The organism is Pseudomonas sp. GW821-FHT07G10 (assembly GCF_059418545.1).
In genome coordinates this window covers 508,967-533,008 of sequence record NZ_JBWKQB010000002.1, presented here as the reverse complement: position 1 = coordinate 533,008, position 24,042 = coordinate 508,967, and the positions used below count along the sequence as shown (strand labels likewise).

The following is a 24,042-nucleotide window of genomic DNA, read 5'->3' as shown; positions in this document are numbered from 1 at the left end:
ACGGATCGTTACGGTCAGGGTAATGAATGCATGGTTATCGTTTGTTCCACATGCGCCAGCAACTGCGCAGTGCTTTCCAGTAACTGAGCGAGTAAAGCCTCGTCCTCATTCATATACCCCTCGTACTCCGCAAGATTACGCCGCTCATGGCACAAGGCGAAAAGTCGGACCTGGATTTTATTCACATCGGCGGTATGGAGCAGACACTGAAACACCAGATAACGTTTATCGGAGCGATAGCCACACAAACGCAAGGCAGTCAGCGCGATGGCGTGGGCGGCGTTATAAGCAAGATCAAAACGACTGGCGAAGGAGAGTTGTGATGCCTGTGCATCCTTCAAGCGGTCTATGGCTGAACGCATCAGCCCTGCACATTCCTTGCGATCGGGTGGCTCGGCTTTCAGACCGCCGCTACGTAGAAGGTGCTCCAGGTTTTCGTTCCTGCCCATCCTTGGACTCCAAAGGCTTCTCACCCATCAGGTTGATCTTTTCCTGTTGTGCTACCCGCTGAACAAAGCTGTTACCAGCCGCCAGTTTGCTCGCCCAATCTTCAGGGGTGTACAGCGTCGGGTTAAGGGTGCGGCCCAATTGCTCTTCAATTGGCATCAACCGCTCCATCACTTCACTGTAGTGCAGCCCCACACCGATCAACATCAGATCTATGTCACTGGATGCGTGCGCCTGATCTTTGGCGATGGAGCCGTAGACAAATGCCCATGTCAGTTGAGCTGCAAACGGCGACAATGCCATGCGCAGTGGCTCGGCAATACCGAAAGTCTTACGGGCAATGCCAAGCAGTTCCTGATAAATAGGACAATCAGGATTGGCTTGATAGTGGGTCTGGTTGCCCTGGTGCGTCATGCTCAGCACCCCGGCCAACCGCAGCCTCTCCAACTCGCGCATCAGGCTACCCTTACCGACCTGCGCCCAACGAGCGATCTGATTGGCATAAAAGCTTTGGTCGGGTTTGCCAAACAGCAAACCCAACACTTTTTGCTGTGTTGAGGTAAACAATGCGTCACTTAAAGATAGACTTTGCACGGCCACAACCAACGAGTCCTAAAAAGGGAACGATAGGTCCCTTTTTAGGACTTATCAAGTCACGATCGAATGATCAAACCAACCCTGCTCCCACCAGCAATTCTTCCAGCCCCAGCAAGTCCGGTACCTTGGCCACTTGCTCGGCGATCTGTACGGCGGCTTTTTCCAGGGGGCAGAGCGGCACATCGACGTAGCTCAATTGGCTGTCGAGTTTGCAGGAGCGTGGTATCCCCTGAACCAGCAAGGCAATGAATTTGAGTTGTGGGCGGCCGCCCAGGGCGTTGAGCACGACGATGCGTGCGCGGTCGCCGATCACGGTTTTGTTGCCGCAGGCGGACTCGAAGCTGAGCAGCGGGATTTGCCGGTCGCGCCAGGTCACCATGCCCAGGTACCAGGGCGGCGAGTCGAGGTCGAAGGTCCCGGGTTGGTAGTCGATCAGTTCGGCGATGGCGACGTTGGGCAGGATCAGATTGCGGTCGGCCAAGGGCAGCAGCAGCCCGGTGAGGTTGCTGGTGCGGTGCTCAAGCATGGGTTTTACTCCAGTGGGCGATGCTCTCCAGCAAAACCGATTCCTGATACGGCTTGCCGAGGTAGTCGTTGACACCGATGGCCATGGCGCGGTCGCGGTGTTTCTGGCCGGTGCGGGAGGTGATCATGATGATCGGCAGGTGCTGCAAGCGCGGGTCGCTGCGGACCTGCATCGCCACTTCGAAACCGTCCATGCGTGGCATTTCGATGTCCAGCAACATCAGGTCAGGGGTGTGCTCTTCCAACAGCGCCATGGCGTCGACACCGTCCTTGGCAGTCAGCACGTTCATACCGTGACGTTCGAGCAGGCGGCTGGTGACCTTGCGTACGGTGACCGAGTCATCGACCACCAGCACCAGCATTGGCCGCAACTGTTCGGCCTCAACCACAGGTAACTCGCCGCCGTTGGCAGTACGCAGTTGCGGCAAGCGTGTCTGCGTGGCGCGGATGTGTGTCAGCAGGTCAAGAATCAGCACCACCCGGCCATCGCCGAGGATGGTCGCGCCGGACAACCCCTGCACCGCGGCAAACTGCGGGCCGAGGCTTTTCACCACGATTTCCCGGGTGCCGGCCATGGCATCGACCTGCACCGCAATCCGTCGCTCATTGCAATGCACCAACAGCACCGGCAACGGCAGGCTCTGGCCGAGCAGCTTCGGTTTGACCGTGGTCTGTAGCAGTTCACCGAGGTAGCAGAGTTCATAGCGCTGGCCTGCGTACTCATAGAGCGGCGGGTCGAGTTGATAATAGCTGTCCAGCTCGTTGGGCAGCACACGAACGATGCCTTCGATGGTGTTCAGCGGGATCGCGTATTGGTCGTCGGCGCACTGCACCATCAGCGCGCGGTTGACCGACACGGTAAACGGCAGACGAATGCGAAAGTGCACACCCTGTCCCGGGATCGAGTCGATGCTCATGCTGCCGCCCAGTTGCCGGACTTCTTCGTGGACCACGTCCATACCGACGCCACGACCAGAGATCTGGGTGATTTTTTCGGCGGTGGAAAACCCCGGTTGCATGATGAACTGCAGCACTTCGCGGTCGCTGATGTCGAGATTCGGATCGAGCAGCCCGCGTTTGATCGCCTTGCGCCGCACCGCTTCGAGGGGCACTCCGGCGCCATCGTCGCGTATGTCGAAAATGATGTCGCCACCTTCGTGAGCCAGATCCAGAGTGATCCTGCCCTGCTCCGGCTTGCCGGCAGCACGGCGCACCTCGGCGGATTCCAGACCATGGTCGACGGCATTACGCAGCATGTGTTCCAGCGGCGCGACCATGCGCTCAAGCACGTTGCGGTCCATCTCGCCCTGGGCGTTGCCGACAATGAATTCGACGTCTTTGCCCAACTCACTGGCGACCTGCCGGACGATTCGCTTCAGCCGCGGCACCATGCGTTCAAACGGCACCATGCGCGTACGCATCAAACCTTCCTGCAATTCGGTGTTGATCCGCCCCTGCTGTTGCAACAGGTTTTCCGCGTCATGGTTGCAGCGGTCAAGCGTTTCCTTGAGGTCGAGCAGGTCGGACGCCGACTCGAACAGCGCCCTAGACAGCTGTTGCAACTGTGAGTGACGGTCCATTTCCAGCGGGTCGAATTCTTCGTAGCCCAGGCGTTCGGCCTCGACTTGCTGACGGCTGAGAATCCGCCCCTGAGTTTCGGTGTCCAGACGACGCAATTGGTCGCGCATACGCTCGATGGTGGTTTCCATCTCGCTCAGGGCTACCTGGGCATCGTTGACCTGTTGCTCGATGCGGCCACGGAAGATAGAGGTTTCCCCGGCCAGATTGACCAGATCATCCAGCAGCTCGGCTGACACCTTGACCATATCGCCGGCCGCGCCGGCTTCGGGCGAAATCACTGGTGACTCGGCTTTAGCCTGTGCTTGTGGCGCGGCCTCGGCGGTTAGAGCCTGCAACTGCGGATCGCCCGCTACAGGATGAGTGAAGCCCCTGATTGCCTCGATCAATGTCTCGGCCGACAGCACCTGTTGGCCCGCCCGCGCGGCATCCAGCATTTGTGCAAGCTGGTCATGGCTGCTTTGCAACAGCGTGAACAATTGCGCCGTCGGTTGCAGCAAGCCGGCCGACAGACCTTCGTAAAGAAACTCCAGCTCATGGGCCAGATCGCCAATCGGTGCGATTTCGACCATCCGCGCGCCGCCCTTGAGGGTATGCAGGTCGCGCAGCAGGGTTTCCACTTCAAGACGGTTTTGCGGCTCGGCTTGCCAGCGCAACAACGCGGCACCGGAACTGTCGATGATATCGAAACCTTCTTCGAGGAAGATTTCCAGCAACTCGGGATCGTTGCTCGTCGAGTCTGGCGGGGACGCGACTTCGAGCACTTCAGCGCTCGGGACACTGCCCAGACGGAACTCGCGAATTGCCTCGATCAAGGCACTCGGATCGCTCAGCAGTTGTTGATGGTGCAGTTGCTCAAGCAACACGGCCAAGCGGTCATGGCTCTGCTGCAACAGCTGCGCTAATTCGCTGGAGTGGCTGTAGCGGCGATCGACCAAACCTTCGTAAAGACTTTCCAGCTCATGGGCCAGGTCACCGACCGGCCCGACTTCGGCCATCCGCGCACCGCCCTTGAGGGTGTGCAAGTCGCGCTGCAACGACAATAGCGGCGCGGCGTTATCGGGCTCATCCAGCCAACGCTGCAAGGCTTGCCCGGCGCTGTCGAGGATATCCACCGCCTCTTCGAGAAAGATCGAGACGATTTCGTCATCCAGATCCAGGGCAACCGGCGCCCTCTCCAGCTCAGTGGTGGCGGCGCTCAGTTCGGTAATACTCAACGAGCGACTGCCATCGCTCCTGATCAGGCCCATGGCTGACGGGTCGAGGCTTTGATCGAGCAAATCGCGCAGGGCTTTCACTCGCGCAGGCTGCGGGCTGACTTCCTGGCCGGCAGCCAGTTGATCAAGCATGCTGATCAACGCTTCGTGGGCACTGTCGGCCTCATGGAAAAACCGTTCGCTGACTGCAAGGCTGCTCTCTTCCACCGCGCCATACAGGTCGAGCAAGGCTTCGCACAGCTCATCGACCGGATGCAGGTCAGCCAGATGCGCGCCTTCACCCAAAGTGGTCAGTTCATCCAGCAAGGCACTGAGTTCCTGACGCTCACCCGGATGTTGCTGCCAACGGCGCAACAGGTTTTCAGCATCCAGCAGGATGTCCATGCCCTGGGCGAGAAAGTTGCTGACCAGTTGCGGATCACGCTTGATCCGAAGGCCCGTGTTCGGAGAGCTGAGGAGCGCTTGCAGGCGTTCGGCGAGTAGCGTCTGGGTACGTTCGATCAATGATTTCGCACCATTGATGTCAGCCAGCGGGTCGGTTTTCAGTTGCGTCAAACCCCGGCGCAACAACCCTTCGGCTTCGAGCAACAGTTCGACCTCATCCAGGTCCAGCGCAACCAGGTGCGCTTTGTATTCACGGGCCAGTTGATCAAGCGGTGTCGCCAGCTCGGCAATCGGCAACACGCCGGCCATGTACGCGCTGCCTTTGAGGGTGTGCAGCGCGCGCTGCAATTCATCGCTGGCCTGCAACGGCATGTGTTCGGCGGCTTGATCGAGAAAGCGGTTGAGGCTGTCGAGATGGGTTTCAGCTTCGTTGCGGAAAATCTCCAGCAACTGCGGATCGAGTGCTTCCAGTTCTTTCGCAACGGCGTCCGGGGCCTGTTCATCGCCCTTGCTCAGCGCATGGGCACGGAAGGCCAACTGGTCAACATCATCACGCTGGCGCTGGGCATTGGCGGCAAACTCGCCGACCAGTTCGGGCAACAGTTGCAACACCTCGCCCAGCAGTTGCTGCACCTGCGACCCTGGCTCGACGCTGTGTTCCAGGACCCGGTTGAGCAGGTTTTCCACCGACCAGGCCAGCTCGCCCAACACCAGTGCCCGGACCATTCGCCCGCTGCCTTTCAACGTGTGGAAGGCACGGCGCAGTTCGCTCAACACGGCTTTGTTGTCGGGATCAGCCGACCATCGTGGCAAATATTCGTGCAATACCTCGAGGACTTCGTCGGTCTCTTCGAGAAAGACTTCCCGCAACTCGTCGTCCACCGGCGCCTCACCGACGGGCGGTGGCAGCAAGCTGCCCGGCGTATGCAGGGCTGGCGGGTTGAGGACGGAAACCGGGCTGGCCAGTACGTCGGCCAGGGACTGCACGACTTCAGGGCTGTCCAGCGTTTGCAGATCGTTCATCACCAAGGCTTCAGGCGCGGTGAGCACATCATTGAGCAGCGGCACTTGCAGCTGGGCCGGGAAATAACCCAACGCGGCCAGGCTCTCCTCGGCGACGTCCAGCACCTGTTCGCCAGGCGCCTGAGGGTCTTCACTCAAGCGTTCCAGGTAATACTCGACGCTGGTGATGACGTCGGCCAGATTGTCGAGTTGCTGCCAGCCGGGCTTAATCCGATCGACCAACAAATGCTCACGGATGAAGCCGTTACAGGCTTCCAGCAGACTCGCCGCGCGACTCAGCGGAATCATCGCCAGGGCACCGCGAACCTGGGTCACCAACGCCGGCAACGGTTGCAGCCGCCGACGATCCCAACCGGCATCGATGAAGTCGACAATCATGTCCTTGGCTTGCTGCAAACAAATCCGCGCTTCCTTGATCACCAACTGGTGAATCTGGGTCAGGTCGGTGGTCGGCAGCCGGCTTTCTTCGCGACTCTCAGGCTCCACCGTACCGACCATTCCGGCCAGGGTAGCCTCGACGTACAGCAAGGCCCCGGCCACATCCATGAGAATCGCATCATTGGGTTGGCGCTGCCCTTGGGCCAGACTCAGGACTACCGCCAGTTGATCAATGATCACCTTGCGCGGCTGGCCGAAACCGAGCACCGCCAGGGTGTCGGCAATTTGCCGCAACGGCGCGAGCAGGCTGTCCAGGTCGGAGGCATGCTGGCGATCGCTGCGCACGAACAGGTCCAGGCGTTCCTTGACCCGCACCAACTCTTCGCACAACGCGGCCAGTACCGAACGCATGGCATCCCGGTCCGGGCCTGCCAGACGTGCGCGCTCTGCATCGACCACGGCACTGTCAGGCAGCGCGTCATCAAGTCCGTAACTTTCTTTCATGGTCTGCATCTGCCCGGTGGGGTGTTCGGCTTTAGCAATATAGAACAACAGGCTTTTAAGCAGCTCTTGCGGGGCAGGCTGATTGATTCCGGCCATCCCTTGTTCGAGCAAGCGCTTGAGTTCCCTGTCGGCGTCTCTGAGCAAACTGCGCAGTGCCGGGCTGTTGGCGATGCTGCCAGCGAGCATGCCCTCCACCAGCGCCGAAGCGACCTGCCACAACGGACTCAGGGGCGCGTTCCGGCAAAGCTCTTCAAGGCGGGCGAAGACCTTGGCCAGATGAACCAGGTGGGTTTGATCATCCTGTTCGCGCAGCAGCCCGGTAACCGCCACATGCAGCATTTGCCGCAAGGTGCGCAGCACACTTGGCAGATCCGCCGGCTCGAGCAGCGCCAGGGTTTCTTCGTCCAGCGCTGGCAAGTCCAGTAACTGCGGGCTGAACAGACTGGTTTCCGACAACAGGCTTTCGCCGCGGGCGCTGCGCAGATCATTGAGCAATGGCAACACCACCAGCGGCAAATCGCGGCGGACGCTGTGAACGCGGTCGAGGTAGATGGGCAATTGACCAAGCGACTGCTGCAACAGCCGGATGGCTTCATCGCGATGGCTGACGCGGTTCTGCTGTAGAGCCAGCGCCAGTTTTTCCATTTCTTCGGCAAGCAAGGCCGCGCCGTAAAACTCGACCAGCTGCAGACTGCCATGAACCTGATGAATGCACGCCAGGCACTGGTTGAACGCGGACGCCACCTGCGGGTCGTCGACCAGGGTGTCGAGGGCCATGCTGTCCAGGGCAAGGAAGGCCTGCTTCAGCGTTTCGGCAATCTCGCCCTTGACCCATTCGAGGGCCACATAGTCGTGCCGATCAACCATAACCACTCCAGTCAATTTCATACCCGGCATGCACTGATCAAGCGTTATCCGCGTCCCGCTCCATGGCGGCTGGCAAGGTGAAGCCGGACACCGAGCGCCGTAGTTGGCTGGCCATTTTCGCCAGGTTACCGATGCTCTCGGCGGTGGCGGTCGAGCCGGACGACGTTTGCGTGGTGATCTGCTGGATCACGTTCATCGTCAAGGAAATCTGACCCGCCGAGGACGTCTGCTGCTGCGCCGCATTGGAGATGCTCTGGATCAAAGCCGCGAGGGTTTTCGACACGCCTTCGATTTCTTCCAGAGCAACCCCTGCATCTTGAGCCAGTCGGGCGCCACGCACCACTTCGGTGGTGGTCTGCTCCATGGAAATGACCGCTTCGTTGGTGTCAGTCTGGATTGCCCGCACCAGGTTTTCGATCTGCCGGGTCGCTGCCGACGAGCGCTCGGCCAGCCGCTGCACTTCATCGGCCACCACGGCAAAGCCACGCCCGGCGTCACCGGCCATGGAGGCCTGAATAGCCGCGTTGAGCGCCAGAATATTGGTTTGATCGGCAATGTCGTCGATCAGGCTGACAATATCGCCAATTTCCTGAGAAGACTCGCCAAGACGCTTGATGCGTTTTGCGGTGTCCTGAATCTGCTCGCGAATGTTGTCCATGCCGTGGATGGTATTGTGCACCACCTCGTTGCCTTTGTTGGCGATCTCCACCGAACGCTCGGCCACTGCCGAGGATTCCGCCGCGTTGGCCGACACCTGGTCAATGGACTGGGCCATTTCATTAATAGCCGTCGATGCCTCGGAGATCTGCTGCGCCTGATGCTCGGAAGCTTGCGCCAGGTGCATCGCCGTCGCCTGGGTTTCCTGTACCGCGGCAGCGACCTGGCCGGCAGTGAGGTTGATGGTTGCCACCAGATCGCGCAGCTGATCGACCGAGTAGTTGATCGAATCGGCGATGGTGCCGGTGAAGTCCTCGGTCACCGAAGCGGTCACCGTCAGGTCGCCATCGGCCAGGTCTTCGATTTCGTCCAGCAGACGCATGATCGCGTTCTGATTGCGTTCATTCTTCTCGGCCGTCTCGCGCAACTGGCGATTGGTTTCCCGGACCATCACCAGACCGATCAGGATGATCGAGGTCAGCGCCAGCAAGCCCAGCACGTAACCGCCGACAGAATGGGTCGAGCGCCCACCCGCCAGGTTCTCGAAGCCGGTGGCCAGCAGCGAGGCTTCATCGAGCAGGGTCTGCGACAGACTGAAAATGTTGCTGGCTGACTCACGAACTTTGAACAGCTCGGGCGAGGTTTCAAGGATTTCATCCACTGAACCCGAGACGAACTGGAACAGCTCGGCGATCTCGGTCAGACGTGCGCGAGCATCGAGGTCCTCGACCTGACTGATTTTCAGCGCTGGATTGCCCTGGAGCATACCGTTGAGCACCTGGCCAAAGCGCGTCGCATCACGACCAAAGGCATCGGCGGCCTGCACCGCGGTATCGTCACCGGCAAGCACGGTGTTCACCGCACCGAGAATGCGTTCGGCCAACAGCGACTGACGCTGGGCCATGGCCACCTGACTGGCAGGAGCCCCACGCAGCAGCAGGATCTCCACGACTTTTTCGTACTCGACCTGCAATTGCGGCACGGTCTCGGCCAGCGTCGCCGCGACCTGGTGCAGGGACAGCACGGTTTGTTCGCTGGAAAGAATCGCATCGGTGTTCTTCAGCAAGCGTTCCCAATCCAGCTGCACCGCACGCATTTCCGGGCGCACGTCCGGCGGCGCCCCCGGCAGACCGGTGCTCGGGTCGCCTTTTTTCAGATAACCCCAGCGTTGCGCAAAATCATTGCGCGCATCGCTCAGCAGCTTGAATGCGGCCGCCTTGCCGGCCGCCGCCTCGGTGGCGTTCTTGGCGATACGCTGGGACAGCACCCGCAATTCACCGGCATGGCCGATGTACTGCTTGTCGTAGTTGGACTGAGTGTTGAGGTAAGCGAAGTTGGCGAATAGCAGCATGATGAACACGATCAGGGCGATGAACAGCACGATGATCTGCGAACGGCTGCGTGACCCTTCCATTGATTTGCCTGTATTTGCTTTTATCATCGGTCCTCGCCTAAATACCTGAATTCCCACCTTCTGTAGGAGCGAGCGGTGCGGCGATCCGACTTGCCCGCGAAATGGGCAGCGCGGTTTTACAGGTTCACCGCGTTATCGTTCATCGCGGGCAAGCCTCGCTCCTACAGCGCTACATCCATGAAGCCCGGCGACTGTGCCAGGGCGAACGGGCTGAAGACCTGCCAGAGTTGCTCGCGCTGGAACTGCCCCTTCACGTACGGTGCAATCGCGACTTCCAGCGGGTACGACGACACCGACTCTAGACTGTCCTGCGCAAAGTGCTGCATGCCGAACACCTCATCCACCATCAAGCCGGCAAACACATCATTGTGCTCGACCACCAGCACTCGCCGCTGTTTACGCAACGCCGACAGCTCGTGTCCGAAGAAACCGCACAAATCCATGATTGGCAACAGCCGTCCGCGCAGATTGGCGACACCTTTGACCCAGGGTTTTACCCCGGGTAGCACGGTATAACGCGGCTCATGCAGGACCTCGCTGACTTCACCCATGGGCGCGACGTACCAGCATTCGCCGATACGAAAGCCAATCCCGCTCCAGCTCTGCTGGCGGGTTTCCTGGGACGGCAAATCCGCCGCCAGCAGGCGACAGCGCTGGTCGATATCCAGCAATAGCTCAAAAGCAGTTTGCGAGTCGGTCATACGACCGCCGTCAGCCGGCCGACTTGTTATCAAGAACCGCGCTCAAGGTCTTGATCAGGGTTTCTTCATCCACAGGTTTGGTCAGGTAGTCCTTGGCGCCCTGGCGGGTACCCCAGACTTTGTCGGTTTCCTGATCCTTGGTGGTGATGATGATCACCGGAATGTGGCTGGTTTCAGCGTCCTTGGTCAGCTGGCGGGTCGCCTGAAAACCGTTGAGGCCCGGCATGACGATGTCCATCAGGACGGCGTCTGGCTTTTCCTGGCGGGCCAGGGCCACACCGTCGGCGCCGTTTTCAGCCTTTAACACTTCATGGCCGTGCTTTTCCAACATACCAGTCAGTTTGTACATTTCGGTCGGCGAGTCATCGACGATCAGAATACGTGCCATGGTCTTCCCCATTGGTATAGGCGTGCGGCCCGCTGGCCGCACGTCAATGTGCTTGTTCTACTGCAGCGAAACCCGGCACATGGGCCTTGATCGCGCTCAGCAGTTCTTCCTTGCTGAAGGGCTTGGTCAAAAACTGGTCAGAGCCGACGATCCGACCCTTGGCCTTGTCGAACAGACCGTCCTTGGAGGACAGCATAATCACTGGCGTGGACTTGAACGCGCTGTTGTTCTTGATCAGGGCGCAGGTTTGATAACCATCCAGACGCGGCATCATGATGTCGACGAAGATGATTGCGGGATGATTATCGGCAATCTTGGCCAGCGCATCGAAACCATCGATCGCCGTGATCACTTCGCAACCCACGTTCTTCAATAATGTTTCGGCAGTACGGCGAATCGTCTTCGAATCGTCGATCACCATGACCTTCAAGGCGCTGGAATGCTGTTCCATATCTGCTCTACCATCGCCACAGCGAATCGATTTTGTCCGTGTACCGGTTACCAGCACTTGAAACCCTTGATGTTCAAGGGCTCGGGAGCCTTTTTAGCACAGTCGCAAGCTTCAATCTATCGGCCGACCGGCGAGGTGTTTTTTCCTTGACCGGGAACAAGCCGAGCGCCACTCTGACGCCACTTTTTCAAGCCATATCGGCCTTGCCGAATCGAGGATATTGCCCATGAGCGTTCGCGTCGGGATTGTCATGGACCCCATTGCCAGCATCTCCTATAAAAAGGATAGCTCGCTGGCCATGCTGCTTGCCGCCCAGGAGCGCGGCTGGTCGCTGTTCTATATGGAGCAGCGCGACCTCTACCAGGATGCCGGTGAGGCGCGGGCGCGGATGCGTCCCCTGAAAGTTTTTGCCAACCCGGAAAAATGGTTCGAACTGGAAGCCGAAACCGACAACGCCCTGAGCGATCTGGACGTGATCCTGATGCGCAAGGATCCGCCGTTCGACATGGAGTTCGTCTACTCCACCTACCTGCTGGAACAAGCCGAACGCGCCGGTGTGTTAGTGGTGAACAAGCCGCAAAGCCTGCGCGACTGTAATGAAAAGCTGTTCGCCACACTGTTCCCGCAGTGCACGCCGCCGACCGTGGTCAGCCGTCGCCCGGATATCTTGCGCGAGTTCGCCGACCACCACGGTGACGTGATTCTCAAACCGCTGGACGGCATGGGCGGCGCATCGATCTTCCGTCACACCGCCGGCCACCCGAACCTCTCGGTCATTCTGGAAACCCTGACCCTGCACGGCAAGCAGCAAATCATGGCTCAGGGCTATTTGCCGGCGATCAAGGACGGCGACAAACGCATTCTGATGATCGATGGCGAGCCGGTACCGTATTGCCTGGCGCGAATCCCGGCAGCCGGCGAAACCCGCGGCAACCTCGCGGCCGGTGGTCGTGGCGAAGCGCGACCGCTGACGGAGAAGGATCGCTGGATTGCCGCTCAGGTTGGTCCGACCCTGCGTGAAAAAGGCCTGCTGTTCGTCGGCCTCGACGTGATTGGCGAGCACCTGACGGAAATCAACGTCACCAGCCCGACCTGTATCCGTGAGATCGACAACGCCTATGGCACGAAAATCGGCGAAATGCTGATGGATGCCATCGATCTGAAGCTTAAAGCCCGTTGATATAGAACACACAAGCACAAACCAACATTGCGTTATCATGCGCCGCCTGTGAAACGCGCGATGTTGGTTTTCTTGACATGACACTCCCCGCCGATCTACCCCCCGAACTCTCCAACAGCGGCGTGCGGGCGGCCGATCGCCTCGGCTTTACCCTGTTTCTCGCGGCGCTGATTCATCTGGCGCTGATCCTGGGTCTGGGGTTTACCTTTGCCGAACCCAGGCAGATCAGCAAAACCCTGGAAATCACTCTCGCCACCTTCAAAAGCGAAACCAAGCCGAAGAAGGCTGATTTCCTCGCCCAGGACAACCAGCAAGGCAGCGGCACCCTGGACAAAAAAGCAATCCCGAAAACCACCGAAGTTGCGCCATTCCAGGACAACACGGTGAAAAAGGTCACGCCACCGCCCTCAGTGAAAGCCGAGGTCCTGGAGGCCGCGCCGAAAGCTGCGGTCGCCACCATTACGCCGAAACCGAAGAAGACCACCACCACGCGTGAAGAGCTCAAGACCGAGCCCAAACCCAAGGTCGCCACACCGAGTTTCGACAGCTCACAACTCTCCAGCGAAATCTCCAGCCTGGAAGCCGAACTTGCCAATGAACAGCAGTTGTATGCCAAGCGCCCGCGCATCCACCGCCTGAGCGCCGCTTCGACCATGCACGACAAAGGTGCCTGGTATAAGGACGAATGGCGCAAGAAGGTCGAACGCATCGGCAACCTGAACTATCCCGACGAGGCCCGGCGCAAGCAGATCTACGGTAATTTGCGACTGATGGTCTCGATCAACCGCGACGGTTCGCTGTATGAAGTGCTGGTGCTGGAGTCCTCAGGTCAGCCGCTGCTGGATCAGGCAGCACAGCGAATCGTCCGCCTGGCTGCGCCTTTTGCACCGTTCAGCGGCGACCTGTCGGATATCGACCGACTGGAAATCATCCGTACCTGGAAGTTTGCCCGTGGGGACAAGTTGTCGAGTAACTAGGTAAGCGCACGCTCTTTGTAGCAGCTGGCGAAGCCTGCGTTCGGCTCGGTCCGCGTTCGGGCGCAGCAGTCGTAAATGGCCAAACCGCGTTTTTCCAGAAGGATCGCGATCACAGGTTTTGCGAGGACTGCGTCCTCGAACGCAGGCTTCGCCAGCTGCTACGAGGGAGTACCGCTCACCATTTCCTGTGCATCCCCAGCTTGTCAGCTCGCCCCGCCAACGCCACACTAGCGCACATGAAGAACGTCAGCCCCAGCTACCTCAAGCATCACTTCCTGATCGCCATGCCGCACATGGCCGACCCGAACTTTGCGCATTCCTTGATCTACATCGTCGAGCACACTGCCAATGGTGCCATGGGGTTGGTGATCAATCGTCCACAGGACCTGAGCCTGGCGGACATCCTCGAACAGCTGCGCCCCGACATCGAGCCTGCGCCGCTCTGCCAGCACGTGCCGATCTTTACCGGTGGCCCGGTGCAGACCGACCGCGGGTTTGTCTTGCACCCCAGCGGTCCGACCTACCAGGCAACGGTGGAGCTCAACGGCCTGGCGCTGTCGACTTCCCAGGATGTGCTGTTCGCCATCGCCGATGGCGTTGGCCCGCCAAAAAGCCTGATCGCCCTCGGCTACTCCGGCTGGGACGCCGGGCAACTGGAGGCCGAACTGGCCGAAAACGCCTGGCTGACCTGTCCGTTCGACGCTGACATTCTGTTCAACACCAGCAGCGAACTGCGCCTGGAAGCAGCTGCCAAGCGATTGGGCATCAACCTGAACCTGTTGACCAGCCAGGCGGGGCACGCCTGATGGCCGCATTGCGTTTGCTGCTGGGTTTCGACTTCGGGACCAAACAGATCGGCGTCGCCGTCGGCCAGGTGATTACCGGCCAGGCCCGTGAACTCTGCACCCTGAAGGCGCAGAACGGCATTCCCGACTGGAATCAGGTCGAAGCACTGATCAAAGAGTGGAAGCCCGACGCCGTGGTGGTTGGCCTGCCGCTGAACATGGATGGCACGCCCAGCGACATGTGCGCGCGTGCCGAGAAATTCGCCAGGCGCTTGAATGGCCGCTACAACCTGCCCTTCTATACCCATGATGAACGCCTGACCACCTTCGAGGCCAAGGGCGAACGCCTGGCCCGCGGCGGCCAGCGTGGCAGCTATCGCGACAACCCGGTCGACGCTATCGCCGCAGCCCTGCTGCTGCAAGGCTGGCTCGACGAAAATGCAGCGCTGTTCGAATCCTGAAAAGTCGAATCCTGAAGACGTGTGGCTGTCATCAGCGACGCGCCTCCTGGCCGCAAACCAAGCAGTTACAACCCGAGCCTCATTGTGCAGAACCCGGCTCGGGCCCATGAAGGAGCAACCATGAGCCTGCCCAACCCCACCGAACTGATCAGCCAGATGGCGATCGATCTCAAGGCCCACCTGGCCCAACGCGCCATCAGCGAGCCGCGCTACATCGGCATTCGTACTGGCGGCGTCTGGGTTGCCCAGGCCTTGCTGGAAGCCCTGGGCAGCGATTCGCCACTGGGCACGCTGGATGTCTCTTTCTACCGCGACGACTTCAGCCAGAATGGCCTGCACCCACAAGTGCGCCCATCCGAGCTGCCATTCGAGATCGAAGGCCAGCATCTGGTGCTGATCGACGATGTGCTGATGAGCGGACGGACCATCCGCGCGGCGCTCAACGAGCTTTTCGATTACGGCCGCCCTGCCAGCGTCACGCTGGTCTGCCTGCTGGATCTGAACGCCGCCGAGCTGCCGATCCGACCGAATGTGGTCGGCGCCACGCTGTCACTTGCCGCAAACGAAAGGGTAAAGCTGTCCGGCCCTGCGCCGTTCCAACTCGAACTTCAAGATCTCGCCCTTTAAGAGTCCATTGCGATGACGCCTCTCAATACCAAGCGCCCGCTGCAGCTCAATGATCAGGGCCAGCTGCGCCACTTCCTCTCGCTCGACGGTTTGCGCCGCGAGTTGCTGACCGAAATCCTCGACACCGCTGACTCCTTCCTTGAAGTCGGCGCCCGGGCGGTCAAAAAAGTCCCGTTGCTGCGCGGCAAAACCGTGTGCAACGTGTTCTTCGAGAACTCCACCCGCACCCGTACCACCTTCGAACTGGCCGCCCAGCGGCTGTCGGCGGACGTCATCACGCTGAACGTGTCAACCTCCTCCGCGAGCAAAGGCGAAACCCTGCTCGACACCCTGCGCAACCTTGAAGCCATGGCTGCCGATATGTTCGTGGTGCGCCACGGCGATTCCGGTGCAGCACACTTCATCGCCGAACACGTATGCCCGCAGGTGGCGATTATCAACGGTGGCGACGGCCGTCACGCGCACCCGACCCAGGGCATGCTCGACATGCTGACCATCCGTCGGCACAAGGGTGGTTTTGAAAACCTCTCGGTGGCCATCGTCGGCGACATCCTGCACTCGCGGGTCGCGCGCTCGAACATGCTCGCGCTGAAGACCCTCGGATGCCCGGATATCCGCGTGATCGCGCCGAAAACCTTGCTGCCAATCGGTATCGAGCAGTACGGCGTGAAGGTCTATACCGACATGACCGAAGGTCTGAAAGACGTCGACGTGGTGATCATGCTGCGCCTGCAGCGCGAGCGCATGACCGGCGGCTTGCTGCCGAGCGAAGGCGAGTTCTACCGTTTGTTCGGCCTGACCACCGCGCGTCTGGCCGGCGCCAAGCCGGATGCCATCGTCATGCACCCGGGGCCGATCAACCGTGGAGTGGAGATTGAATCGGCGGTAGCCGACGGTCCGCACTCGGTGATCCTCAACCAGGTGACCTATGGCATCGCAATACGTATGGCCGTGCTGTCCATGGCCATGAGCGGGCAAACTGCCCAGCGTCAATTCCAGCAGGAGAACGCCCAGTGAAGCTCAGCATACTCGGCGCCCGCGTCATCGATCCAGACAGCGGTCTGGATCAAGTTACCGATATCCACGTCGAAGCCTGCAAGATCGTCGCCCTTGGCGCTGCTCCGGCCGGTTTCGTTGCCGTCGACACCATCGACGCCAAAGGCCTTGTGGCCGCACCCGGCCTCGTCGACCTGAATGTCGCCCTGCGCGAGCCGGGTTACAGCCGCAAAGGCACGATTGCCAGCGAAACCCGCGCTGCCGCTGCCGGTGGCGTCACCAGCCTGTGCTGCCCGCCCCGGACCAAACCGGTACTCGATACCTCGGCAGTCGCCGAACTGATCCTGGACCGCGCTCGCGAAGCCGGCAACTGCAAGGTTTTCCCGATCGGCGCATTGAGCAAAGGCCTGGAAGGCGAGCAGCTGGCAGAGCTGATCGCCCTGCGCGATGCCGGCTGCGTCGCGTTTGGCAACGGCCTGGACAGTTTCCGCAACACCCGCACCCTGTGCCGGGCGCTGGAATACGCAGCGACTTTCGATTTGACGGTGATTTTCCACTCTCAGGATCATGATTTGGCAGAGGGCGGCCTGGCTCACGAGGGCCCGACCGCCAGCTTCCTGGGTTTGCCGGGGATTCCGGAAACCGCCGAAACCGTGGCTCTGGCCCGGGATCTGCTGTTGGTCGAGCAAAGCGGCGTGCGCGCGCACTTCAGCCAGCTGACCAGCGCACGTGGCGTGGCCCTGATCGCGCAGGCCCAGGCTCGCGGGTTGCCGGTGACTGCCGATGTAGCGCTGTATCAATTGATTCTGACGGACGAAGCGCTGATCGATTTCAACAGCCTGTATCACGTGCAACCACCGCTGCGCACCCGCGCCGACCGCGATGGCCTGCGCGCGGCGGTGAAGTCTGGCGTGGTTCAGGCCATTTCCAGCCATCACCAGCCCCATGAGCTGGACGCCAAACTGGCGCCGTTCGGTGCTACCGAACCGGGCATCAGCAGTGTCGAATTGCTGCTGCCATTGGCCATGACCCTGGTTGAAGATGGTTTGCTGGATCTGCCAACGCTATTGGCGCGCCTGAGTGCCGGACCGGCCAACGCACTGCGCCTGCCAGCTGGCAAGCTTGCGGCAGGCGCGCCTGCCGACCTGGTGCTGTTCGATCCGGCCGCGTCGACGGTTGCCGGTGAGGCCTGGCTGTCCAAAGGCGAAAACTGCCCGTTCCTCGGCCATAGCCTGCCAGCGGCCGTGCGTTACACGCTGGTGGACGGGCGGATCAGCTACCAGGCCTGATACCGCGCGATGATCGTTCCCACGCTCCCGCGTGGGAACGATCATCGTCAGGAATTCTGACGACACTCCACCAACGTCTTGACCTGCCCCGAACTTGCCTGATTTTCCGCGCTTAACCACTTCTCAACCCCTGCCCCAATCGCCGGCCATAAAGATCGTTCCCACGCTCCGCGTGGGAATGCCTCACTGGACGCTCTGCGTCCGCTCCTGAATGTGACGCGCAGCGCCACGGGCTGCATTCCCACGCAGAGCGTGGGAACGATCATCGCGCGAGCGTGGGAACGATCATTTAACGACGCTGTGCATTCCTGATGGAAATCTGGTCATTCAACGTCCAGAAGTCATACAGCACACCAATCAGGAACAACCCTCCGGTCAGCAGGTAAATAATCCCGCTGATCCATTTTCCCTGATACATGCGATGCAAACCGAACACACCGAGGAACGCCAGCAGGATCCAGGCGACGTTGTACTCGATCGGGCCTGCGGTAAATCGCAGGTCGGCTTCGCGATCCATTCCTGGAATCAGAAACAAATCGATCAGCCAGCCAATCCCGAGCAAACCGAAGGTGAAAAACCAGAGAGTCCCGGTCACCGGCTTGCCGTAATAGAAGCGATGCGCTCCGGTAAAACCGAAAATCCAGAGCAGGTAACCGATCACCTTACTGTGGGTGTCCTGCGGCGAAACATCCTGACGATAGGTGCTCATGGGTTCCCTCTTTCGATGTGATAGATAAATTTTTTTAGTAGCTCTGTGACTTTTTTGTGTCGAGCCGACGTGTGGCTCATCGACCTTGCAGTCGGCGCAAAGCCTTGTAGCGCCTGACTTGTGTCGGACAGTTGCGCCAATTTACCGCATATTTGCCGAACTTGACCCCCAGGTTGAATCGACCAGCGGCCTTAAAAAGGCCCAAAAAGCTGTTATAAAGTTGCGCGCTTACCTACATAGAGCCTTGCCTTATGCGTCCATTTTTCAAGACATGGCTAACCATTTGCCTATTAATGCCACTGGCCGCCCACGCCACCAATCGTGAGCAACGTCTTCCAAACGTTAATGGTCACACACCGAAATCCCACGTTTCACTAGCCACCACTAAACACAAACATTCTGTAAAACACCCGATTCATCTGAGCAAGGCCGACACCACTCAGGTCCCGCCAATGGCGACCAAGCAAAGCAGCAACGTGTTGAGCCGTGCCGTGAACGTGTTGGGTACTCCTTATCGTTGGGGCGGTAGCAGCCCAAGTAAAGGTTTCGATTGCAGCGGCCTGGTGAAATACGCGTTCACCGATGTCGACGAGGCCGATCTGCCACGCACCTCGAATGCCATGGCCAGCGGTCACGGACAGAAAGTCGACCGTAAGGACCTCAAGCCAGGCGATCTGATCTTCTTCAACATCAAGAGCCACAAGGTCAACCACGTGGCCATCTACCTGGGCAATGACCGCTTCATCCATGCGCCACGCCGCGGCAAGTCGGTGACCATCGATACACTGAAGAAGCCGTACTGGGAAAGCCACTACGTCGTCGCCAAGCGGGTACTGCCGAAAGACCCGAACGCCATGCGTATTGTTCAGCGTTGATTTGAAGCCTTCGAGTTTAGATCGTTCCCACGCTCCAGCGTGGGGATGCAGCCAGTGACGCTCTGCGTCACATTCAAAAAGCGGACGCAGAGCGTCCAGTGAGGCATTCCCACGCGCAGCGTGGGAACGATCAAGGCCCTCATTTCCCACTTCAAAAACCATCCGGCGACCTGGCCTTCTCACGGGCGTGCTCGCGGCTGATCAAGCCCTTGGCCACAAGGTCCTTGAGACACATATCCAGAGTTTGCATCCCCACCGAGCTACCGGTCTGCATTGACGAGTACATCTGCGCAACCTTGTCTTCACGGATCAAATTACGAATTGCCGGGGTGCCGATCATGATTTCGTGGGCCGCAACCCTGCCACCACCAATCTTTTTGATCAGACTCTGAGAAATTACCGCCTGCAACGACTCGGAAAGCATTGACCGAACCATCGATTTCTCCTGTGCTGGAAACACGTCCACCACCCGATCGATGGTTTTCGCCGCAGAAGTGGTGTGCAGCGTTCCGAACACCAGGTGCCCGGTCTCTGCAGCCGTCAGCGCCAGACGGATAGTCTCCAGGTCGCGCATCTCGCCCACCAGAATCACGTCCGGGTCTTCACGCAGGGCCGAACGCAGCGCGGTGGAAAAACTTCGGGTATCGCGGTGCACTTCACGCTGGTTAATCAGGCACTTCTTCGACTCGTGGACGAACTCGATAGGGTCTTCGATGGTAAGGATGTGGTGATGTCGATGGTTATTCAGGTAATCGATCATCGCCGCCAGGGTAGTCGACTTGCCCGAGCCGGTCGGCCCGGTGACCAGCACCAGCCCGCGGGGCACATCGGTAATCTTGCGAAACACTTCATCCATACCAAGATCGTCCAGGCTCAGGACTTTCGATGGAATAGTCCGCAACACCGCGCCGATGCCCCGATTCTGGTTGAACGCGTTGACCCGAAAGCGCGCCACACCGGGCACCTCGAAAGAGAAGTCGAGTTCCAGCAGTTCCTCGAAGTCCGCCCGTTGCTTGTCGTTCATGATGTCGTAAATCAGCTCATGAACCTGCTTGTGGTCCAACGCTGGCAAATTGATCCGCCGCACATCACCATCAAGCCGGATCATCGGTGGCAAGCCAGCGGAAAGGTGCAAGTCGGACGCCCCCTGCCTGACGCTGAAGGCCAGCAGCTCAGTGATATCCATAGCGCTCCCCAATTCCAGTAGAATGCCGCAAACCTCAAACCCCTGGCGCACTTTGAATGTCCACGATAGCAGACAACATCGCTCAGGTTGATGCACGGATCCGCGCCGCGGCACTTGCCGCGCAACGTGACGAAAACAGCGTCCGCCTGCTGGCTGTGAGCAAGACCAAACCCGCCGAGGCGCTACGCGAGGCTTATGCCGCCGGGATCCGCGACTTCGGTGAGAACTATCTGCAGGAAGCCTTGGGCAAACAGCTCGAATTGGCTGATCTGCCCTTGAGTTGGCACTTCATCGGCCCCATTCAATCGAACAAGACTCGCGCTATCGCCGAGAACTTCGCTTGGGTGCACTCCGTGGATCGTTTGAAAATCGCACAACGCCTGTCCGAACAACGTCCTGCCGAACTACCGCCGCTGAACATCTGTATTCAGGTCAATGTCAGCGGTGAAGCCAGCAAGTCCGGTTGCACCCCGGCCGACTTGCCTGCCCTGGCCAGCGCCATCAGTGCCTTGCCGCGCTTGAAACTGCGCGGGTTGATGGCCATTCCCGAGCCGACTGAAGATCGTGCCGCCCAGGACGCTGCCTTTGCGGTGGTGCAAACCTTGCAATCCAGCCTGAATTTGCCACTCGACACGCTTTCCATGGGCATGAGCCACGATCTGGAATCGGCCATCGCCCAAGGCGCCACCTGGGTACGGATCGGTACCGCACTGTTTGGCGCCCGCGATTACGGCCAGCCCTGAAGGTGGCTGACTCACCTCTCTATAAGGACCTGTCATGAGCAAGACTCGTATTGCCTTTATCGGTGCTGGCAACATGGCCGCCAGTCTGATCGGCGGCCTGCGCGCCAAGGGGCTGGAAGCGGCACAGATCTGCGCCAGCGATCCGGGCGCCGAAACCCGGGCCAAAGTCCATGCCGAACACGGCATCGAACTGTTCGCCGACAACGCCGAAGCTGTTCAGGGTGCCGATGTGGTCGTCCTGGCGGTCAAACCCCAGGCGATGAAGGCTGTGTGTGAAGCTCTGCGCCCAAGCCTGCAACCCCATCAACTGGTGGTGTCCATCGCTGCCGGCATCACCTGCGCCAGCATGAACAAGTGGCTCGGTGAGCAGCCAATCGTGCGGTGCATGCCCAACACTCCGGCGTTGTTGCGCCAGGGCGTCAGCGGTTTGTACGCCACTGCCCGGGTTTCCGCCGGGCAACGTCAGCAAGCTCAAGAGCTGCTCTCGGCTGTCGGCATCGCCCTGTGGCTGGACCAGGAACAGCAGCTCGATGCCGTCACCGCCGTCTCCGGCAGTGGCCCGGCGTATTTTTTCCTGCTGATCGAAGCCATGACCGCTGCCGGCGAGAAGCTTGGCCTGCCACGGGAAACCGCCGCGCAACTGACCCTGCAAACCGCCTTGGGCGCCGCGCACATGGCAGTTGCCAGTGATGTCGACGCCGCCGAACTGCGTCGCCGCGTGACTTCACCTGCGGGCACCACCGAAGCTGCAATCAAGTCGTTCCAGGCTGGCGGCTTCGAAGCTCTGGTGGAAAAAGCACTCGGCGCCGCTGCGCACCGCTCGGCCGAAATGGCCGAACAACTGGGTCAATAAGGAGCCAAGAATGATTGGATTGAACACTGCAGCGGTTTACGTGCTGCAAACCCTCGGCAGTCTGTATCTGCTGATCGTGCTGCTGCGCTTTGTGCTGCAACTGGTGCGGGCGAACTTCTACAACCCGCTCTGCCAGTTCGCCGTGCGCGCCACCCAACCACTGCTCAAGCCCCTGCGCCGGATCATTCCAAGCATGTTCGGCCTGGACATGTCCTCACTGGTGTTGGCGATCATCGTGCAGCTGGCCTTGATGGCCCTGACCCTGTTGTTGACCTACGGCACCACCGGCAACCCGCTGCAATTGCTGATCTGGTCGATCATTGGCGCGACGGCACTGTTCCTGAAGATTTTCTTCTACGCCCTGATCATCAGCGTGATCCTCTCCTGGGTCGCTCCTGGCAGCCATAACCCGGGCGCCGAACTGGTCAATCAGATCTGCGAACCGGCCCTGGCGCCATTCCGCAAAATCCTGCCCAACCTCGGCGGCCTGGATATTTCGCCGATCCTGGCGTTCATGGTGCTCAAGCTGCTGGACATGCTGGTGATCAACAACCTCGCCGCCATGACCATGATGCCGGAAATCCTGCGCCTGCTGATCTAGCCTCGGCCTTTCTGAGTGAGCTATTTCCGCTGGGACGGTGACGATCTGATTCTGGAGTGTCACCTGCAACCTGCAGCCCGTAGCGACGAGTTCGCAGGGCTGCATGGTGAGCGCCTGAAGATCCGCCTCACCGCGCCACCGGTCGAAGGCAAGGCCAACGCACACCTAATGGCGTTTCTGGCCAAGGCGTTTGGGGTTTCCAAGAGCCAGGTGAGTCTGATCAGCGGTGAGTTGAATCGACAAAAACGGGTTCGGGTGAACTCGCCGAAGAAGCTTCCGGATTTGCCGGGACTGGTGCGTTAAGGCTGGCAGACTGCGTCAAGATCGTTCCCACGCTCCACGCTCTGCGTGCGCTTTGGAGGTGACGCGGAGCGTCACGGGATGCATTCCTTTGTGGCGCGTGGGAACGATCATTGATTCCTTGGTTGCTGGTCTGGGCAGCGGTCTTTAGACTTACGCCTCATTCAAGCGAGAGCAGGGTCGATGTCCACTGTCTTTCCCCACGATTCTGTTGGTCTGGTGACGCCGCAAATGGCGCACTTCAGCGAACCCCTGGCCCTTGCCTGCGGTCGTTCACTAGCTGCCTACGACCTGATCTACGAAACCTATGGCAAGCTGAACGCCACGGCCAGCAACGCCGTGCTGATCTGTCACGCCTTGTCCGGTCACCACCACGCGGCAGGCTTTCACAGCCCCGCTGACCGCAAGCCCGGCTGGTGGGACAGCTGCATCGGCCCTGGCAAGCCGATTGATACCAATAAATTCTTCGTCGTCAGCCTGAACAACCTCGGCGGCTGCAACGGCTCCACCGGCCCGAGCAGCATCAACCCGGAAAACGGCAAGCCGTTTGGCGCCGATTTCCCGGTGCTGACCGTGGAAGACTGGGTCCACAGCCAGGCGCGTCTTGCCGATCTGCTGGGCATCAGCCAGTGGGCCGCAGTTATCGGCGGCAGTCTGGGCGGCATGCAAGCCTTGCAGTGGAGCATCAGCTACCCCGACCGCATCCGCCACTGCCTGGCGATTGCCTCGGCGCCCAAATTGTCTGCGCAGAACATCGCCTTCAACGAGGTGGCCCGCCAGGCAATCCTGACCGATCCCGAGTTCCATGGCGGTTCGTTCCAGGAACTGGGCGTGATCCCCAAGCGCGGGTTGATGCTGGCGCGGATGGTCGGGCACATCACCTACCTGTCGGACGACTCCATGGGCGAGAAATTCGGCCGTGGCCTCAAGAGCGAAAAGCTTAACTACGACTTCCACAGCGTCGAGTTCCAGGTTGAAAGTTACCTGCGTTATCAGGGCGAAGAGTTTTCCGGGCGTTTTGATGCCAACACTTACCTGCTGATGACCAAAGCGCTGGACTACTTCGATCCGGCGGCGAACTTCGACGATAACCTGGCGAAAACCTTCGCCGGTGCCAAGTCGAAATTCTGCGTGATGTCCTTTACCACCGACTGGCGCTTCTCGCCGGCCCGCTCGCGGGAGCTGGTGGACGCACTGATGGCAGCCAAGAAAGACGTCTGCTACCTGGAGATCGATGCTCCGCAAGGCCACGACGCCTTCCTGATTCCGATCCCGCGCTATCTGCAGGCGTTTAGCAACTACATGAACCGAATTTCGCTTTGAGGACGC

Annotated in this window: 23 protein-coding genes and 1 pseudogene; 13 read left to right on the top strand and 11 right to left on the bottom strand. The window is 59.8% G+C overall.

Translation table 11 applies throughout. From position 1 onward, the window contains the following. Positions 1 to 14 precede the first annotated feature (14 nt). From AC07O1_RS05810 to pilG, 8 genes are all read right to left on the bottom strand, one after another. A complete protein-coding gene (locus AC07O1_RS05810) occupies positions 15 to 449 on the bottom strand; it encodes a hypothetical protein (RefSeq protein ID WP_495088176.1) in 435 nt (144 codons plus the stop codon). Further along, positions 412 to 1,041: a nucleotidyltransferase domain-containing protein gene (locus tag AC07O1_RS05805; RefSeq protein ID WP_495088193.1), complete on the bottom strand. Its 630-nt coding sequence runs from the start codon at positions 1,039 to 1,041 to the stop codon at positions 412 to 414. The genes AC07O1_RS05810 and AC07O1_RS05805 overlap by 38 nt, the downstream gene beginning before the upstream one ends. A 73-nt stretch (positions 1,042 to 1,114) precedes the next feature. Beyond that, positions 1,115 to 1,570, bottom strand: coding sequence for a chemotaxis protein CheW (locus AC07O1_RS05800; RefSeq protein ID WP_494990694.1), 456 nt, complete (start codon positions 1,568 to 1,570; stop codon positions 1,115 to 1,117). Then, positions 1,563 to 7,520, bottom strand: a complete 5,958-nt coding sequence (locus AC07O1_RS05795; protein ID WP_495088175.1) for an Hpt domain-containing protein — start codon at positions 7,518 to 7,520, stop codon at positions 1,563 to 1,565. The genes AC07O1_RS05800 and AC07O1_RS05795 overlap by 8 nt, the downstream gene beginning before the upstream one ends. Before the next feature lie 37 nt (positions 7,521 to 7,557). Beyond that, entirely contained in the window at positions 7,558 to 9,618 is a 2,061-nt protein-coding gene (locus AC07O1_RS05790; protein ID WP_495088174.1) for a methyl-accepting chemotaxis protein, read from the bottom strand. Between the two features lie 134 nt (positions 9,619 to 9,752). Next, entirely contained in the window at positions 9,753 to 10,292 is a 540-nt protein-coding gene (locus AC07O1_RS05785) for a chemotaxis protein CheW (protein WP_495088173.1), read from the bottom strand. A gap of 10 nt (positions 10,293 to 10,302) precedes the next feature. Next, complete coding sequence (pilH, locus tag AC07O1_RS05780) at positions 10,303 to 10,680, bottom strand: twitching motility response regulator PilH (RefSeq protein ID WP_495013104.1); 378 nt, start codon at positions 10,678 to 10,680, stop codon at positions 10,303 to 10,305. A 43-nt stretch (positions 10,681 to 10,723) separates the two neighbouring features. Further along, positions 10,724 to 11,131 (bottom strand): twitching motility response regulator PilG, encoded by a 408-nt coding sequence (pilG, locus tag AC07O1_RS05775; protein ID WP_495088172.1) that lies wholly within the window; start codon positions 11,129 to 11,131, stop codon positions 10,724 to 10,726. Positions 11,132 to 11,357: 226 nt separating this feature from the next. Here pilG and gshB point away from each other — a divergent pair, with 226 nt between their 5' ends. The 7 genes from gshB (at position 11,358) to AC07O1_RS05740 (ending at position 17,446) form a co-directional block, all read left to right on the top strand. Further along, the gene (gene gshB, locus AC07O1_RS05770; RefSeq protein ID WP_495088171.1) at positions 11,358 to 12,311 is read left to right on the top strand and encodes a glutathione synthase; all 954 of its coding nucleotides are present in this window, start codon (positions 11,358 to 11,360) and stop codon (positions 12,309 to 12,311) included. Positions 12,312 to 12,388: 77 nt separating this feature from the next. Next, the gene (locus AC07O1_RS05765) at positions 12,389 to 13,288 is read left to right on the top strand and encodes an energy transducer TonB (RefSeq protein ID WP_495088170.1); all 900 of its coding nucleotides are present in this window, start codon (positions 12,389 to 12,391) and stop codon (positions 13,286 to 13,288) included. A gap of 236 nt (positions 13,289 to 13,524) precedes the next feature. Further along, positions 13,525 to 14,094, top strand: coding sequence for a YqgE/AlgH family protein (locus AC07O1_RS05760; RefSeq protein ID WP_495088192.1), 570 nt, complete (start codon positions 13,525 to 13,527; stop codon positions 14,092 to 14,094). Next, positions 14,094 to 14,534 carry a Holliday junction resolvase RuvX gene (gene ruvX / locus AC07O1_RS05755; protein WP_494990702.1) on the top strand — a complete coding sequence of 147 codons (441 nt, stop codon included), beginning with the start codon at positions 14,094 to 14,096 and terminating at the stop codon, positions 14,532 to 14,534. Before AC07O1_RS05760 ends, ruvX begins: the two co-directional genes overlap by 1 nt. A 120-nt stretch (positions 14,535 to 14,654) precedes the next feature. After that, positions 14,655 to 15,161 (top strand): bifunctional pyr operon transcriptional regulator/uracil phosphoribosyltransferase PyrR, encoded by a 507-nt coding sequence (gene pyrR / locus AC07O1_RS05750; protein WP_495088169.1) that lies wholly within the window; start codon positions 14,655 to 14,657, stop codon positions 15,159 to 15,161. Positions 15,162 to 15,173: 12 nt separating this feature from the next. Beyond that, entirely contained in the window at positions 15,174 to 16,178 is a 1,005-nt protein-coding gene (locus AC07O1_RS05745; protein WP_494990704.1) for an aspartate carbamoyltransferase catalytic subunit, read from the top strand. Beyond that, positions 16,175 to 17,446, top strand: coding sequence for a dihydroorotase (locus AC07O1_RS05740; protein WP_495022729.1), 1,272 nt, complete (start codon positions 16,175 to 16,177; stop codon positions 17,444 to 17,446). The genes AC07O1_RS05745 and AC07O1_RS05740 overlap by 4 nt, the downstream gene beginning before the upstream one ends. A gap of 47 nt (positions 17,447 to 17,493) precedes the next feature. On the opposite strand, the pseudogene AC07O1_RS05735 reads toward AC07O1_RS05740, so the two are convergent. Continuing rightward, positions 17,494 to 17,601, bottom strand: a pseudogene (locus AC07O1_RS05735) (GNAT family N-acetyltransferase); the annotation flags it as partial. Positions 17,602 to 17,735: 134 nt separating this feature from the next. Next, positions 17,736 to 18,155, bottom strand: coding sequence for an NINE protein (locus tag AC07O1_RS05730; protein WP_494990706.1), 420 nt, complete (start codon positions 18,153 to 18,155; stop codon positions 17,736 to 17,738). Between the two features lie 251 nt (positions 18,156 to 18,406). On the opposite strand from AC07O1_RS05730, the gene AC07O1_RS05725 reads away from it, so the two are divergent. After that, positions 18,407 to 19,030 (top strand): C40 family peptidase, encoded by a 624-nt coding sequence (locus AC07O1_RS05725; protein ID WP_494990707.1) that lies wholly within the window; start codon positions 18,407 to 18,409, stop codon positions 19,028 to 19,030. A gap of 151 nt (positions 19,031 to 19,181) precedes the next feature. Here AC07O1_RS05725 and AC07O1_RS05720 read toward each other — a convergent pair whose 3' ends face one another. Then, entirely contained in the window at positions 19,182 to 20,216 is a 1,035-nt protein-coding gene (locus AC07O1_RS05720; RefSeq protein ID WP_494990708.1) for a type IV pilus twitching motility protein PilT, read from the bottom strand. Positions 20,217 to 20,272: 56 nt separating this feature from the next. On the opposite strand from AC07O1_RS05720, the gene AC07O1_RS05715 reads away from it, so the two are divergent. The 5 genes from AC07O1_RS05715 to metX all read left to right on the top strand — a co-directional run bounded on the left by AC07O1_RS05715 (position 20,273) and on the right by metX (position 24,036). Continuing rightward, positions 20,273 to 20,959, top strand: a complete 687-nt coding sequence (locus AC07O1_RS05715) for a YggS family pyridoxal phosphate-dependent enzyme (protein WP_495022728.1) — start codon at positions 20,273 to 20,275, stop codon at positions 20,957 to 20,959. A gap of 34 nt (positions 20,960 to 20,993) precedes the next feature. Then, on the top strand, positions 20,994 to 21,812 hold the full coding sequence (gene proC, locus AC07O1_RS05710) for a pyrroline-5-carboxylate reductase (RefSeq protein WP_495088168.1): 819 nt from the start codon (positions 20,994 to 20,996) through the stop codon (positions 21,810 to 21,812). A 10-nt stretch (positions 21,813 to 21,822) separates the two neighbouring features. Continuing rightward, positions 21,823 to 22,413, top strand: a complete 591-nt coding sequence (locus tag AC07O1_RS05705; protein WP_494990711.1) for a YggT family protein — start codon at positions 21,823 to 21,825, stop codon at positions 22,411 to 22,413. A gap of 15 nt (positions 22,414 to 22,428) precedes the next feature. Continuing rightward, positions 22,429 to 22,716 (top strand): DUF167 domain-containing protein, encoded by a 288-nt coding sequence (locus AC07O1_RS05700; protein ID WP_494990712.1) that lies wholly within the window; start codon positions 22,429 to 22,431, stop codon positions 22,714 to 22,716. Between the two features lie 180 nt (positions 22,717 to 22,896). Then, positions 22,897 to 24,036, top strand: coding sequence for a homoserine O-succinyltransferase MetX (gene metX, locus AC07O1_RS05695; protein ID WP_494990713.1), 1,140 nt, complete (start codon positions 22,897 to 22,899; stop codon positions 24,034 to 24,036). Positions 24,037 to 24,042 lie beyond the last annotated feature (6 nt).

Bases quoted from the DNA above. Each gene is read 5' to 3' on its own strand.
- AC07O1_RS05810 (WP_495088176.1), bottom strand. From the start codon at position 449: ATGGGCAGGAACGAAAACCTGGAGCACCTTCTACGTAGCGGCGGTCTG.
- AC07O1_RS05800 (WP_494990694.1), bottom strand. From the start codon at position 1,570: ATGCTTGAGCACCGCACCAGCAACCTCACCGGGCTGCTGCTGCCCTTG.
- AC07O1_RS05795 (WP_495088175.1), bottom strand. From the start codon at position 7,520: ATGGTTGATCGGCACGACTATGTGGCCCTCGAATGGGTCAAGGGCGAG.
- AC07O1_RS05790 (WP_495088174.1), bottom strand. From the start codon at position 9,618: ATGATAAAAGCAAATACAGGCAAATCAATGGAAGGGTCACGCAGCCGT.
- AC07O1_RS05785 (WP_495088173.1), bottom strand. From the start codon at position 10,292: ATGACCGACTCGCAAACTGCTTTTGAGCTATTGCTGGATATCGACCAG.
- pilH (WP_495013104.1), bottom strand. From the start codon at position 10,680: ATGGCACGTATTCTGATCGTCGATGACTCGCCGACCGAAATGTACAAA.
- pilG (WP_495088172.1), bottom strand. From the start codon at position 11,131: ATGGAACAGCATTCCAGCGCCTTGAAGGTCATGGTGATCGACGATTCG.
- gshB (WP_495088171.1), top strand. From the start codon at position 11,358: ATGAGCGTTCGCGTCGGGATTGTCATGGACCCCATTGCCAGCATCTCC.
- AC07O1_RS05765 (WP_495088170.1), top strand. From the start codon at position 12,389: ATGACACTCCCCGCCGATCTACCCCCCGAACTCTCCAACAGCGGCGTG.
- AC07O1_RS05760 (WP_495088192.1), top strand. From the start codon at position 13,525: ATGAAGAACGTCAGCCCCAGCTACCTCAAGCATCACTTCCTGATCGCC.
- ruvX (WP_494990702.1), top strand. From the start codon at position 14,094: ATGGCCGCATTGCGTTTGCTGCTGGGTTTCGACTTCGGGACCAAACAG.
- pyrR (WP_495088169.1), top strand. From the start codon at position 14,655: ATGAGCCTGCCCAACCCCACCGAACTGATCAGCCAGATGGCGATCGAT.
- AC07O1_RS05745 (WP_494990704.1), top strand. From the start codon at position 15,174: ATGACGCCTCTCAATACCAAGCGCCCGCTGCAGCTCAATGATCAGGGC.
- AC07O1_RS05730 (WP_494990706.1), bottom strand. From the start codon at position 18,155: ATGAGCACCTATCGTCAGGATGTTTCGCCGCAGGACACCCACAGTAAG.
- AC07O1_RS05725 (WP_494990707.1), top strand. From the start codon at position 18,407: ATGCGTCCATTTTTCAAGACATGGCTAACCATTTGCCTATTAATGCCA.
- AC07O1_RS05720 (WP_494990708.1), bottom strand. From the start codon at position 20,216: ATGGATATCACTGAGCTGCTGGCCTTCAGCGTCAGGCAGGGGGCGTCC.
- AC07O1_RS05715 (WP_495022728.1), top strand. From the start codon at position 20,273: ATGTCCACGATAGCAGACAACATCGCTCAGGTTGATGCACGGATCCGC.
- proC (WP_495088168.1), top strand. From the start codon at position 20,994: ATGAGCAAGACTCGTATTGCCTTTATCGGTGCTGGCAACATGGCCGCC.
- AC07O1_RS05705 (WP_494990711.1), top strand. From the start codon at position 21,823: ATGATTGGATTGAACACTGCAGCGGTTTACGTGCTGCAAACCCTCGGC.
- metX (WP_494990713.1), top strand. From the start codon at position 22,897: ATGTCCACTGTCTTTCCCCACGATTCTGTTGGTCTGGTGACGCCGCAA.